Annotated in this window: 10 protein-coding genes, 1 tRNA gene and 2 pseudogenes; 7 read left to right on the top strand and 6 right to left on the bottom strand. The window is 53.1% G+C overall.

Annotated features, from left to right (window positions below; all coding sequences use genetic code 11):
* The 3 genes and pseudogenes from H6F43_RS17055 to queG all read right to left on the bottom strand — a co-directional run.
* Nucleotides 1-201: pseudogene (locus H6F43_RS17055) on the bottom strand (small-conductance mechanosensitive channel); the annotation flags it as partial.
* 4 nt (nt 202-205) lie between these two features.
* Nucleotides 206-2341: an adenylate/guanylate cyclase domain-containing protein gene (locus H6F43_RS17060; protein ID WP_190343917.1), complete on the bottom strand. Its 2136-nt coding sequence runs from the start codon at nt 2339-2341 to the stop codon at nt 206-208.
* Between the two features lie 283 nt (nt 2342-2624).
* Nucleotides 2625-3548 (bottom strand): tRNA epoxyqueuosine(34) reductase QueG, encoded by a 924-nt coding sequence (gene queG / locus H6F43_RS17065; protein ID WP_190343918.1) that lies wholly within the window; start codon nt 3546-3548, stop codon nt 2625-2627.
* A gap of 105 nt (nt 3549-3653) precedes the next feature.
* Between queG and H6F43_RS17070 the strand changes: the two genes are divergently transcribed.
* The 7 genes from H6F43_RS17070 to H6F43_RS17100 all read left to right on the top strand — a co-directional run bounded on the left by H6F43_RS17070 (nt 3654) and on the right by H6F43_RS17100 (nt 10901).
* The gene (locus tag H6F43_RS17070; protein WP_190343919.1) at nt 3654-4109 is read left to right on the top strand and encodes a ketosteroid isomerase family protein; all 456 of its coding nucleotides are present in this window, start codon (nt 3654-3656) and stop codon (nt 4107-4109) included.
* A 382-nt stretch (nt 4110-4491) separates the two neighbouring features.
* The gene (locus H6F43_RS17075) at nt 4492-5727 is read left to right on the top strand and encodes a DUF3095 domain-containing protein (protein WP_190343920.1); all 1236 of its coding nucleotides are present in this window, start codon (nt 4492-4494) and stop codon (nt 5725-5727) included.
* Nucleotides 5728-5883: 156 nt separating this feature from the next.
* Nucleotides 5884-6948, top strand: coding sequence for a bifunctional diaminohydroxyphosphoribosylaminopyrimidine deaminase/5-amino-6-(5-phosphoribosylamino)uracil reductase RibD (ribD, locus tag H6F43_RS17080; protein WP_347272429.1), 1065 nt, complete (start codon nt 5884-5886; stop codon nt 6946-6948).
* A gap of 117 nt (nt 6949-7065) precedes the next feature.
* Nucleotides 7066-7632, top strand: coding sequence for a PsbP-related protein (locus H6F43_RS17085; protein WP_190343922.1), 567 nt, complete (start codon nt 7066-7068; stop codon nt 7630-7632).
* Between the two features lie 229 nt (nt 7633-7861).
* Nucleotides 7862-8968 (top strand): efflux RND transporter periplasmic adaptor subunit, encoded by a 1107-nt coding sequence (locus tag H6F43_RS17090; protein WP_190343923.1) that lies wholly within the window; start codon nt 7862-7864, stop codon nt 8966-8968.
* Nucleotides 8965-10128, top strand: coding sequence for an ABC transporter permease DevC (gene devC, locus H6F43_RS17095; RefSeq protein WP_190343924.1), 1164 nt, complete (start codon nt 8965-8967; stop codon nt 10126-10128). Before H6F43_RS17090 ends, devC begins: the two co-directional genes overlap by 4 nt.
* A gap of 74 nt (nt 10129-10202) precedes the next feature.
* Complete coding sequence (locus H6F43_RS17100) at nt 10203-10901, top strand: DevA family ABC transporter ATP-binding protein (RefSeq protein ID WP_190343925.1); 699 nt, start codon at nt 10203-10205, stop codon at nt 10899-10901.
* Between the two features lie 23 nt (nt 10902-10924).
* On the opposite strand, the gene H6F43_RS17105 is transcribed toward H6F43_RS17100, so the two are convergent.
* The 3 genes and pseudogenes from H6F43_RS17105 to H6F43_RS17115 all read right to left on the bottom strand — a co-directional run.
* A complete protein-coding gene (locus tag H6F43_RS17105) occupies nt 10925-12085 on the bottom strand; it encodes a class I SAM-dependent methyltransferase (RefSeq protein WP_190343926.1) in 1161 nt (386 codons plus the stop codon).
* A 134-nt stretch (nt 12086-12219) separates the two neighbouring features.
* A tRNA-Ser gene (locus tag H6F43_RS17110) sits at nt 12220-12303 on the bottom strand.
* An 81-nt stretch (nt 12304-12384) separates the two neighbouring features.
* Nucleotides 12385-13256, bottom strand: a pseudogene (locus tag H6F43_RS17115) (hypothetical protein); the annotation flags it as partial.

Below are 13256 nucleotides of genomic sequence, written 5' to 3' on the forward strand. Positions count from 1 at the left end.
ACGATTGAGGACGTACTGCACAAACAGCATGAAGACAAAGACAGGCAAGACCAGATTACGAATCACCCGTAGCGTCTCTGCTAATGGTTTGGCTTGCCGTTGCAGGCGATAGATCTGCTCTCCTAGCCCAATCACGAGCAGTGGAAAGCCAACGATCAAGGCGATCGCCCAAAGAAACAACTGACTAGAATCCTGGAGCATGAAACTAAGCCTCAGTCCGATTGGGTGATTGAATGCTTCTCAAGCGCCATGCCTTGAGCGGTCCTTTGCCGTTTTCTAGCATTGCCGCCTCCACAGGCTCAAACTCATAGAGGTCATACAAATGGTTATGCACCTCTTCAGACACTAGAATTGCTCCCGGTGGGCAGACGGACTTCAAGGCGCTAGCGACATTGATCGTGTTGCCCCACACGTCATAGATGAATTTGTTTCTGCCCACAATTCCAGCAACCGTATCACCAGAGTTAATGCCAACGCTGACATTTAAGTGAAATCCGCGTTCGTGATTGAACCGACGCACAATTGTCAGCATCTCTAGGGCAAAATCTATCGCGCGCTTGTCGTAATCCAGGTAAGGCACCGACAGCCCACATACTGCCATGTAGCTATCTCCGATCGTTTTGATTTTTTCCATGCCGTAGCGTTCAGCCGCTTCGTCAAATGCGCTGACCAAATCATTTAGAATACCAACCGTTTCATAAGCGGATAGTGAGTCAGAAAGTTTGGAAAAACCTGTCAGATCGGAGAATAGAACGGCGACGTTAGATACGCTTTCAGCAATGTTTTTCTCGCCGCGTTTGAGGCGTTTGGCGATCGCGGCTGGAAAAATACTCAACAGCAGTTGCTCGTTCTCCTGATTCTTTTCCTCAACCAAGCTCGTTTGTGCCCGCAGGCTGCGAACCATCGCATTAAATGAGCGGGCGAGTTCGCCAAATTCGTCGTCCGTATCTAGAGGCGCGATCGCATCCAACTGCCCCGCTTCTACCTTGCGGGCATTCTGAATTAACTGATTAATCGGTTTCACAAACAGATAAGCCAGTCCCATTGCCAACAGTGTTACAAGCAGCATCAGCAGCGTTGCCGAAATCAACAGCTGTCGCTGAAACGACTGAATCGGAGCGTAGGCTTCTGCCAGATCAATTTCTGATAGAATCACCCAATCTAATTCACCGATCTTCAACGGTGCGTAGGAACTCAACACGGGAACATTACGGTAGTCTCGGATAATTTGAGTTCCTTGTTTGCCCGTCAGTGCCTCTTCAACCCCTTGAGTGCGAACTTTTTGCTCCAAAATTGAGGTTTTGTACTGACCAATCCGAGTGATAGTTGGTTCTTTGACTCCCAACGATCGCAGCGTTTCCAGATACTCTTCCGGCGTTTCAACTAAAAACCGAGACACCGATCGCATCAAATAATCCTGCCCCACGAGGTAGGTTTCTCCTGTTTTTCCCAAACCGTCGCTCTCCCAATTGCGGTTCCCCGTCATCACGTTGTTAATCTCATCGACGGGCAACTGCACCGCTAAAACGCCAATGAATTTCGATTGATCAAAAATAGGAGCGGCGATAAAGGTGGCGGGTGCGCCATAGGAAGGGGTATAGCCTTCAAAATCAATCATTCTGGCGTAGTTGGTTTCGTTTGCCCGTCGCACCTGAGCCACCAATCGCGCTAAATTAGTTTCGCTGTAAGGTCCGGTGGTCAAGTTGCTGGTAAAGTCTGTTTCTTTGTAAACGGTATAAACGATCGTGCCCTGAGGATTAATCAGGAACATATCGTAGTAGCCAAATTTCTTGATGATGTTGCGAAAAATTGGATGGTAGCGGGCATGAGTGCGGCTGTACTGACTACCATCGGAAGCCGCATTCAATGCATCTTTTTTGCCGATCGAATTTGGATTTGCCGCAATGTAGTGATACTGAAGATAGTCACTAGCTGGATTATCCGGCAAAAACGAGTTCAGCAGCGGTGAACCCTGCTCTGCTGTGGCTAATTTGGGCAAGAATTCATCCCGGTAATACGCCGTCAGCTTCTGATTAAATACGGTAGATACCTGTACCGTCTCAAGCTGGCGATAGGCTCCGCTAAATTCATTAGTTGCGTCAACAATAGTCGGATCTTCACTCAATGTTTGGATGTGATTGCGAACGGTCTTGAAATAGGATTCGATCTGATAGGCTTTCGACGATCGCAAACTGGTGAGCTGGCTAAAGACGCGATCGGTTAGGTTCGATTGACCACTGCGGTAGCCCAAGTAAGCAGTCACTAAAATGGAGCAACTGCTAACGGTTAGCAGCATCACAATCAGTTTTGACTTAATACTGAGCCGCCCGAGCCATTGCATAAACGGAAACCTTGCTGATTTCTGCCTGAATTATCAGAATCAGTCGGAAGTATTCTAAGGTAAAAATTTTTACCCAACTGTATTAAGTCAGACTGGATAAAAGCGCGATCGATGAATAGCAATTCGGAATTCGGAATACTCGCTGCGCGAGAAGCAAGCTACGAAATTGCAGTAGCTCGGCTCCGCTTACGTTTTAGCGGGTTGATCGGTAGCTGGAGTTTAGAGAACTGGTATAGCTCTGTAGAGGTGGGGTGAGGACAGTACAGGCGAACAAACAGCAAGCTTATTGCTTCAGGCTGGCGCGGGCGTTACGCCGCAGCATCCAGGATTTAATTCGTCGCAGAGTAGACCCAGTGACGCGGCGATCGTACTCCTCCTCCGATAGGTGCGCTAGCTCTGTCAGCGTTGAAGCGACCGTCCAGGAATTGGGCTGGAACTCTGCCACATCAGTTTGCTGAGCAAAGCGCTGATTCCAGGGACACACATCCTGGCAAATGTCGCAGCCCGCTACCCATCCGTTTAAATGCGGCACGATCGCATCGGGTAAAGCGTCAGCGCGATTCTCAATCGTGTGATAGGCAATGCAGCGGTTAGCGTCTACGACGTGCGGCTGGGGAATCGCACCCGTTGGGCAAGCATCCAAGCAGCGCGTACAGGTACCGCAGTGGGCAGTATGCGGGCGATCGGGTGTCAGATCTACGTTTGTCAGCACTTCTCCCAGAAACACCCAGGAGCCGTATTCCCGCGTGATTACGTTGCCATTTTTAGCGAGCCAGCCAATGCCTGCCTGCTGCGCCCATGCTTTGTCCTGCACGGGACCTGTATCGGCGTAGTAGCGCGCCCGAATGTCGTCGCCTTGTGCCTCTAGCCACGTGGACAGGGCTTTCAGCTTTTTGTGCAGCACTTTGTGATAGTCGCGTCCCCAGCCGTAGCGCGAGATTTTGGCGTACTCTGGACCATCGGGACGATCGACATCGGCGTAGTAATTCAGAGCAACACAGACGATCGACTTCACCTCTGGCATCACGTCATGAATGTTTTGGCGTTTGGGATTTTGCATCCACGCCATGTCTGCCTGATAGCCCTTATCTAGCCAGTGCTGTAGCCGCTCGATCGACGCGCGATCGACCTCTTCGACGCGGGCAATACCGACTTTGTGAAAGCCTAACTCCAACGCTTTTTGCTTGATCTGAAGACTCAACTGCATACAACTGTATGAAAATCCTCCTGCGGAAGCAGGTGTTCTTTGACGTTTCGGTTTACGTTTATCTTGACTCATCTCGCGTAGTCTTGTTTTCTACCCTTTCGCGCTATGGATTCTGCTTCGCAAGCTGCTGTCGATTCAGTTGAACAAGATGCGATCGAAGAAACGATCGCCCCAGAGGTGATCGCGATCGACGGCATCACCGAGCCAACGATTTTGAACTACTTCACCCTGCTGAATGCGGGCGATTTTGCCGCCGCAGGATTGCTGTTTGCTCTGGATGGAGCGTTGCATCCGCCGTTTGAGTCACCGATTGTGGGACCAGAGGCGATCGCAACCTACTTTCAGGCAGAAGCACAAGGATTCATCCTGCAACCCCGGCAAGGAACGATCGGATCGCTTGAAGACGGCACTCGCGAAGTTCAGGTTGGCGGTCGAGTTCAGACGCCGTTCTTTTCAGTCAATGTGGCGTGGCGCTTTATTCTGAATGCTGAATCAGAAATCTTGCTGCTTAAGATCAAGCTGCTGGCATCGCCAAAAGAATTGCTGAATCTACGGCAGTAGCGAAGTAAAGTACCTCGTTGACTGATAAAACTTCGGAAGACCTCTCCTCCAACCCCTCTCCGGCGCGGAACAGGGAGTCAGACGACTTTCTCAGTTTCCTCTCCTTGCAGGAGCGAGCTAGCTCGATCGTTAGCAAATTTGATTCGTTCACTATCCACCGTACTTAACAATTAATTAAGGTGGGACGGCGCTCTAATCGATTGCCTTTTCAACACTAGAAACTTCTACCAATTCTTTGTGTTAATGACATGTAATTGGGTAAACAGCGTTAACTCTTCTGTTCAACGGGCAGAATAGAGACGTTAGAACGATGCTACGAGTTAGGGTGCTCAGGTATAAATTAGCTCTGTGCTAGGCTCGATCACTGAAGAGTTCTCCTGACATGTCCACAGACGACTTCTATAAAGCTCTGCCCACGCTGACAAAATTTCTTGACCTAGCCAATCCAGACCACTATGTGGATGCTCCAGACGATTGGTACATATTGATTGCAGACATTGTTAAGTCAACTCAAGCAATTTCTAGAGGTCAGTACAAAGAAGTCAATTTACTGGGAGCTAGTTCCCTCATTGCCGTACTCAATGCGGTTAAACCGCTGGAAATCCCCTTTGTATTTGGGGGAGATGGAATGTCTCTGCTGGTTCCTCCAGCGTATTTATACGTGGCGCGGCAGGCACTATTGGGAGTTCGTCATCTAGCTCAGACAACCTTTGGGATGGAACTACGGATAGGAGCAGTGCCAGTGGCGATCGTGCAAGCAAACTGTTCGCTGAAAGTCGCTAAGTTTAGAGTCACGCCTTCCTATTGTCAGGCTAGTTTCACCGGAGGGGGAATTACGTATGCGACGGATTTGATCAAAGCGGATGCGGCCTACCGACTAGACGTCGATCGCCCCTCCGTTGAGGCAAATCTGACCGGGCTAGAGTGCCGCTGGCAAGACATTCCCAGCCGCTATGGTCAGACCCTAACGTTGATTGTGGCAGCACCGCCTAGCTCTCAGCAGTCCAACGATCATGTATACCGGGACGTACTAGAGAAAATTCAGCACATTTATGGGGACGCAAAGAACTATCATCCCGTGATCACGTCTGCGTTGAAATTGAGCTTTAACCCTATAAAACTGCGTGCAGAAACAAACGCTCGATCGCTCTCAACTCGTTTCTGGAGCCGGATTAAATACCTGATTCAGATTCTGATTGGGAATTTTCTGGGGGCTGTCTTTATGAAACTTCAACTAAAGATAGGAGAGGTCAATTGGGGACGCTACAAAAGCGATGTCTGTGCCGCTTCAGATTACCAAAAGATTGATGACGTTTTGCGCATGGTCATCTCAAGCAAACCTGCCCAAACCGAGCAGCTTACCCAGTATTTAGACCAGCGCTTCCGTGCCGGACAGCTTGCCTATGGCATTCATGTATCCGATCGAGCACTCATGACCTGCCTGATTCTAGACCGTCGTAATCAGCACTTCCATTTAATTGACGGTGCCGATGGAGGCTATGCGCTGGCAGCAAAAGCGCTGAAGTCTCAACTGCATCGTAAAGCTCAGAACTGGAAAGCCTACGCAAAACTAGCGTCCATTGCTCAGCAACACCAGAAGCCATCCCAGAACCTTTAGGGAGTGACGTGTTGCTTGGAGGAGGCGAATCTTGGTGACAAGCGACACAGGTGCGGTATGCTGTCTCGACAAGTAGCGTCCTCTGCAATTGCGATGACTCATTCACCGAACCCAGCCGCAAAACCAGATGCGTTTAGCGCGATCGATCGCATTCATATGCGTCGCTGCCTGGACTTGGCGCGTCAGGCACTAGGGCAAACGGCTCCCAATCCGCTAGTTGGCTGCGTGATTGTGCAGGATGGAGAAGTCGTGGGGGAAGGCTTTCATCCAGCGGCAGGACAGCCCCACGCGGAAGTGTTTGCGCTGAGACAGGCGGGGAAGCGTGCCCGTGGGGGAACCCTCTACGTTAACTTGGAGCCGTGCAACCACCACGGACGGACGCCTCCGTGTTCAGAAGCCGTAATTGCGGCAGGCGTGGCAAAGGTGGTGGTGGGCATGGTGGACCCGGACCCCAGAGTGTCTGGTGGCGGCATTGCTCGGCTGCGATCGGCAGGAATTAACGTGCTCGTAGGCGTGGAAGAAGCCGTCTGCCAACAACTCAACGAAGCCTTTGTGCATCGGGTTGTACACCATCGCCTGTTCGGAATTCTCAAGTACGCGATGACCCTAGACGGCAAAATTGCCGCGACGAGTGGACATAGCGCTTGGGTGACGAGTCCTACTGCCCGCGCTGAAGTTCATCAACTCCGAGTTGCCTGCGATGCCATTATCGTCGGTGGCAACACGGTGCGGCGCGACAATCCACTACTCACCAGTCGGCAAGAAACTACTCCCTTGCGCGTGGTCATGAGCCGATCGCTCGATTTGCCTTCAGAGGCGCAACTGTGGGACACAACGATCGCCCCAACGCTAGTGTTTACTGAAACTGGGACGCAACCTGAGGTACAAGCACAGTTAATTCAGCGCGGGGTCGAAGTGCACGAGGTTCCATCGCTAACGCCTGCGGCAGTGATGACACATTTGTACGATCGCGGTTGTCTCAGTGCGCTGTGGGAGTGTGGCGGCACGCTGGCAGCAGCGGCGATCGCGGATGGTTCTGTTCAGAAAATTCTTGCCTTTATTGCACCCAAACTCATCGGTGGTACTTCGGCTCCGTCTCCTGTGAGCGATTTAGGCTTGACGCGAATGAGCGATGCCCTAGAACTGACCCAGATGGCATGGCGATCGATCGGTCCCGATTTACTAGTCGAGGGCTACCTGCGCCAAGCGAATCGCGAATAGATTGGTTGCCGACTAGACTTGAAGCCGCGTCAGCCGATCGATTTCTAGCGCCGTAACCTGAAACAAGAGTTGGCACAATCGCGTCATCTTCCTGAGAACCCTAAAGGAATTCAGGCTATGAAAAAGCGGCTTATGATTGCGATCGCAGTAGGTGCAGCGGTCTTTAGTAGTACAGCATCGATCGCTCAGGAGCCGCTTCAGCAAAACCGCCAACGGACCCACGACCGACTCACGATCGCTCAGTCCACAACTCGCTTCAAAACGCAGACTGAGAAAGGGTTTTCGTTTCAGTATCCCGCCAACTGGCGGCTAGAGAAAAACTCTTCTGAGCCTCCTTATTTTATTCTCACCAGCTATCGATCGCAGATTAACAACCGAACTGGATTCGCCAGCGCCATTAAAACGGATATTAGCTTACAGCCTGGAAGCATGGAACAGGTGATGTCTGGCGATCGAGGAGAGACCAGTCGCCGCGTGAGAACAGAGCGGCTCACGATCGGGGGACGGCAGGCAGTTCGTCGCTGGATAAAGGAGTCTGGATTCGACTTCCCCGATGTCGTTGTGACTTACATTCGCTATAGCGATCGCCAAACGGCAGTTCTTGCTAGCTACTACACCGCGAGTAATTCCAACGCGGTGCCGCTGATTCGGCAAATCCATCAGTCCTTCAAGGGTCCTCGATAAGCTGGTTTAAAACACGCCGTAGCTGATTTCCGGAGACGGGTTACCGCCCAAGAGAGCGCTTCCGTTCGCTGTCCTCGATTTCCCTCAGCCAGCAAATGATCAGTTGTTTGCGATTCGTGAACACTTAGCCGTCGATCGATGAATTTCTCGGTCAGTGCCCGATCGTGCGGATCGGAATTGCTTAGAATCGTAAAGCATACGGGTCGATTCGTGCGTAGTGGTGGCCGTCGTGAGTGTAAAACCGTTGTTCAAACATCCAGGACGCTGGGTTGCAGGGCTGATTGTTCTGGGATTGGGTCTGGCGGGGCTGGGAATCTATACGGCGCTGCGTCCGCCCACTCGTCCAGAAACCCCGACCGCAGCGCCCAGCCCTACGAAGAGCCCATCAACTGGAGCGATCGCCGCGTTGGGACGTTTAGAGCCTGCGGGGGAGGTAATTCGAGTTGCACCGCCCTCCTCAACTGGGGGAACGTCGCGAGTGCTGCGGCTGCTGATGCAGGAAGGCGGACGCGTGCAGGCGGGACAGGTGATTGCGGTGATGGACGTGTATGAGCGCCTTTACGCCGCCGCGGTGCAAGCCGATGCGCAAGTCCGAGAAGCGCAGACCCGCGTCAATCAAGTTCGGGTAGGCGCGAAGCAGGGCGATATTGAGGCACAGCAAGCGACGGTTGCCCGACTGCAAGCGCAGTTGCAAAACGCCGATCGAGAATACCAGCGCTACCAAGCGCTGTACCGCAGCGGAGCGATTTCTGCCTCAGAACTCGACAACCGGCGACTGACCTTAGAGACAACCGTGCGTGAACTGGAGCAGGCACGCAAACAGTTAAACAGCATTGCTGAAGTGCGCCCGACCGATATTCAGCAGGCAGAAGCGCAACTGCAAGTGGCGATCGCTAATCTCCAGCGCGCCAAAGCCGATTTAGAAACCGCGACGGTGCGATCGCCCATCAACGGACAGGTGATCAAAATTCATACCCGCGAAGGGGAACAGGTGATCGGGCAGTTTGGCGGCGGCAGTTCCCAGTCCGACAGCTGCAACTGCATTGCGGAGTTAGGCAAAACCGATCAAATGTTTGCGGTGGCGGAAGTGTACGAAACCGACGTGGCTCGAATTCGCAAGGGACAACAAGCAACGATTACCAGTTCCGCCTTTCCGGGTTCGATTTCCGGCACGGTCGAGCAGATTGGGCTGCAAATTCGCAAGAATGATGTCCTGAACACCGATCCCGCTGCGGATACGGATGCCAGAGTCATTGAAGTGAAAATTCGCTTAGCGGACAGTCGCCGTGTGGCAGGCTTAACGAACTTGCAGGTGCGGGTGGAGATTGCACCATGATCTTCGCGATTCCGCTTGCGTGGTTGCAGCTGAAGCGAGAGCGCATGAGGCTAGTGATCGCTCTTGCAGGAATTGGCTTTGCGGTGATTTTGATGTTTATCCAACTGGGATTCCGCGATGCCTTATTCGACAGCGCGGTGCGCATGCATCAGAATTTGCAGGGCGATGTGTTTCTGGTCAGTCCGCAGTCTACGGCGCTAATTGCGATGCGGAGCTTCTCCGAACGCCGTCTTTATCAGGCGTTGGGCGTTGAAGGAGTCGAGTCAATTAGCCCAATTTATCTCGATTTTGGACTGTGGAAGAATCCAGATAATCGCGGGACTCGCGGCATTTTGGTAATCGGGTTTAACCCAGAAGATTCAGTGTTTGACCTGTCCGGCGTGATGCAGAATCTTGACAAGATTCGCTTGCCGGACGTGGTGCTGTTCGATGCAGCGTCGCGGGCAGAATTTGGGTCCGTTTCCGATCGGGTCAATCGTGGCGAAACGGTCAGGACGGAGATTGCTGGACGCCGAGTCACGGTCGGTGGCTTGTTTAATATGGGCGCTTCCTTTGGCGCAGATGGCAATCTGATTACTAGCGATCTTAACTTTTTGCGCATTTTCGATCGCCGACGCAAAGGACTGATTGATGTTGGACTAATCACGCTAAAACCAGGAGCCGATCTGCAAACTGTGTTAACCACGCTGCGAACCAACCTGCAAGACGTGACCAATGACGTTCGCGTCTTCTCGAAGCAGGAGTTCATTGAATACGAGCAGAACTACTGGCGCAGCAGCACGGCGATCGGCTTTATCTTCACGCTGGGGACGGCGATCGGCTTTGTCGTTGGCACGGTGATCGTCTACCAAATTCTCTACACCGATGTCACGGATCATCTAGCAGAATATGCCACGCTAAAAGCAATGGGCTACCGCAGTTGGTACCTGCTCTCGGTGGTCTTTCAGGAAGCCATGATTCTATCCGTCTTGGGCTATATTCCTGGCTTTATTCTCTGCGTTGGGCTGTACAACCTGACGCGCAATGCCACCTCGCTACCCATTGCCATGACGCTCGATCGCGCCATTACCGTCTTCTGCTTAGCCGTCGTGATGTGCGTTATTTCCGGCGCGATCGCCGTTCGCAAAGTCCAGGATGCCGATCCAGCCGATATTTTTTAAGCATTAGTTAGCTTGTTCTACTCCAACACTCTCTACGTCGAGAACTACGAACCGACCACTGGCTACTAACCACCATGCCCCAACAACCTGTCATCGCTATTAGCCACGTCAACCACTACTTCGGCAGCGGACGGTTGCGAAAGCAAGTGCTGTTTGATATTTCGGCAGAGATTCAACCGGGCGAGATTCTGATCATGACAGGACCGTCTGGCTCCGGCAAGACAACGCTGCTGACGCTGATTGGCGCGCTGCGATCGACTCAGGAAGGCAGCATGCGGGTGCTAGGGGAAGAACTGCGAGACGCGCCTAAGAACAAGCTGGTGCAGGTGCGGCGGAGCATCGGCTATATTTTTCAGGCGCACAATTTGCTGAACTCCCTCACGGCGCGGCAGAACGTCCAAATGTCGATCGAGCTACACGACCATCTGTCGGAGCGCGATCGCCGCCAGCAAGCAGAAGCGATGCTGGCAGCCGTAGGATTGAGCGACTGGATCAATTACTACCCGCAGGAGCTATCCGGTGGACAGAAACAGCGCGTTGCGATCGCTCGCGCCCTCGTTGGTCAACCGAAAATCGTGCTGGCAGACGAACCCACTGCTGCGCTGGACAAAAAATCGGGTCGCGATGTTGTGGACATTATGCAACGGCTAGCGAAGCAGCAAGGGTCCGCAATTTTGCTGGTAACGCACGACAATCGCATTTTGGACGTTGCCGATCGCCTGATTCACATGGAGGATGGGCGGTTGTCTTCGCTGACGGCAACCCCCGTTTGAGGTCCGCTGCACTCGCTTAAGCGCTAGCGTCTCCGCAGCACCAGAATTCGCTCTAGCTGAATGGCTTGTGGACGTTTGGACGATCGCCGCTCCGACGTTAGCGGCTGATCATAAACTGTCTCAACGCTAAACGGAGATCCGGTCAGGCTGGTGGCAAATTCTGCCAACTGTTCCGCCGCTCCCTGCGTTTTACCGTTCCGCGCGACGTCTTGCACCACTAGGACACAGTAGCCATTGGGTTTCAGCACCCGTGCCATTTCCTGTAGGCAAACGGGCATCTGAGCTAAGTAGCGCGATCGGCTAGAGATTAATGCCGCATCCAAGTTCTTCCAGTCCGAGTAGCCCAAAAACCACAGCCGCAACCGATGAGCACGAATGTAGTCAAAGGCATTTTGATGCGGCGGACTCGAAATAATTGCATCAACGCTGGCATCGGCGATCGGCAATTCTGCACAATTGCCCTGCCAAACGCGGTATCGTCGCTGCTCCCAGGTTCCGGGCAGCCTGTGACGTCGATAGGCGCGACGCAGCTTGGCAAGCAGGCGCGATCGCCCATCGCGATACGTGTACAGATGAGGATAGCGATCGGGCGAGTAGGTGACGCACCGCAAATAGGGTGCGTTTGGGTTCGTCGGGTAAGAGAGGTATCCGGGCAGCACGTGATGCAGAATTCCCAGCAGACACGCCAGCAAAAAGTAGTTAGGCGACTGCTGCAACAGAGTAAAGGCGGCAAGGGTTTCTTGCAGCGTGTCTGGGTGGAAAAGCTCGCTCACCCATGCAGGCACGGTTTCCAAGTCGATCATAGACGCCTGTTGTTCGACTGCATCCAAAAGCTGGGCAGCTTGCTGGAGAGCCACTCGCTCACTGCGGGGAGCCTCCAGCTTGCCCCGCGTAATGGCGTAGGCGTAGGGGTTCAACTCGGTTGCCCAGGCGCAGCGGTCTGCACAGGCAGCGGTGAAGGGCACGGCTCCAGACCCCGCAAACGGGTCTAGCACGGTGTCACCTGGGTTGGAGTAGAGGTCGATTAGCGCCTGCACCGTGGTCGATCGTAGCTTGCTGGCATAGGGCGCTAACGACTGTAGCGTGCTGTTTTGCCGATCAAATGAGTTGCACCACAGGCGGGTGTCTAACTGCGTTGCGGTGTCCGCGTTATCGAATAAGCAGAGTTGTCGCCCGTCTCTCACCGTGGTCAGCCTGGTCTGCGATCGCTGTCTCTAGTCTCGCAGGTGCACCTGGCGTCGCTTCGTTACAAATTGCAAAATTTGGTGTTGCTGAATGTAAGCAACTGTTACTCAACCCGCGCAACTCGCTCAATCAACGGAGAGGGAGGGATTCGAACCCTCGGTCCTTTTGGGACGCTCGATTTCAAGTCGAGTGCATTCGACCACTCTGCCACCTCTCCCTGGGGTTGATCTTATCCCATTTTGGAGTTTGAGCTATCGACTTTGTCCTGTAACGTCAGCTTCTCCAGTTTTCCCGAACCCTACACGATCGCCCGCCCACGGTGCCAGCGGTGCAGATGCTGCACAAGAAACCGGAGGCGCGAATAGTTCAGCAGCACTCCGATCGGCACGCCAACACTGAGCAGGCAGGAGACCAAGCTGACAAGCTGCATTCCGCTTCCGGGTCCAACGATCGCGCCTGCTGATAGGCAAAATGTGAGGCTAACCAAGGCGAATCGGGAAGCGTTGGGCGCGAGCACGGCGATCGACAGCAGCACCGTCGGATACCACGGCATCAGCCAGGGTGTCGCAAACAAAAACAGCACCAGCGTGATCCAGCCCATGTCCATCACGAGGTCATTCTCGGCGTACTGGCGCTTGAAGAATAGGCGAAGATAAATGCAACCAGCGTAGAGAATGAATCCGTAGAACGAGAGGCGTGCCGCCATCGCGACGATCGTCTCGCGGGTTGCGGACGACACGGGCGTCAACGATCGCAGGGATACATAGAGAACATGATGCAGAGATCGTGCGGTCGTTTGAGCCGTGGCAGGATTCAGCAGACTTTTCCACGCGTCTAGCGTGGGCAACACGGTAACACTCAGACCAGCGATAACAAGGAGCGTGATGCCCGCTGCGATCGTCAGGGCTTTCCAGCGGCGATGCTTAATTAGAAATCCGACGACCAGCGGCAACCAAATTAGCGGCAGCGTTTTAGTTAAAACCCCTGCCACCCCTGCAAGAATTGCTCCAACATAGCGGCGATGTTGAAGACAGCCAATTAAGCCAATTAGCGTGGTACAAAGAAAGACATCAACATGAGCATTGGCAACATACTCATTCAGTAAAATTGGATTAATTAGATACGCCATTGTCAGCTTGAAGCGATGCTGGGAATGCTTCAGCAAATACC

Source organism: Leptolyngbya sp. FACHB-36 (assembly GCF_014695955.1).
In the GTDB taxonomy this organism is placed as follows: domain Bacteria; phylum Cyanobacteriota; class Cyanobacteriia; order Leptolyngbyales; family Leptolyngbyaceae; genus FACHB-36.

What these genes read in the sequence shown, in the direction of transcription:
- H6F43_RS17060 (WP_190343917.1), bottom strand. Translation starts at nt 2,341, where the DNA reads ATGCAATGGCTCGGGCGGCTCAGTATTAAGTCAAAACTGATTGTGATG.
- queG (WP_190343918.1), bottom strand. Translation starts at nt 3,548, where the DNA reads ATGCAGTTGAGTCTTCAGATCAAGCAAAAAGCGTTGGAGTTAGGCTTT.
- H6F43_RS17070 (WP_190343919.1), top strand. Translation starts at nt 3,654, where the DNA reads ATGGATTCTGCTTCGCAAGCTGCTGTCGATTCAGTTGAACAAGATGCG.
- H6F43_RS17075 (WP_190343920.1), top strand. Translation starts at nt 4,492, where the DNA reads ATGTCCACAGACGACTTCTATAAAGCTCTGCCCACGCTGACAAAATTT.
- ribD (WP_347272429.1), top strand. Translation starts at nt 5,884, where the DNA reads ATGCGTCGCTGCCTGGACTTGGCGCGTCAGGCACTAGGGCAAACGGCT.
- H6F43_RS17085 (WP_190343922.1), top strand. Translation starts at nt 7,066, where the DNA reads ATGAAAAAGCGGCTTATGATTGCGATCGCAGTAGGTGCAGCGGTCTTT.
- devC (WP_190343924.1), top strand. Translation starts at nt 8,965, where the DNA reads ATGATCTTCGCGATTCCGCTTGCGTGGTTGCAGCTGAAGCGAGAGCGC.
- H6F43_RS17100 (WP_190343925.1), top strand. Translation starts at nt 10,203, where the DNA reads ATGCCCCAACAACCTGTCATCGCTATTAGCCACGTCAACCACTACTTC.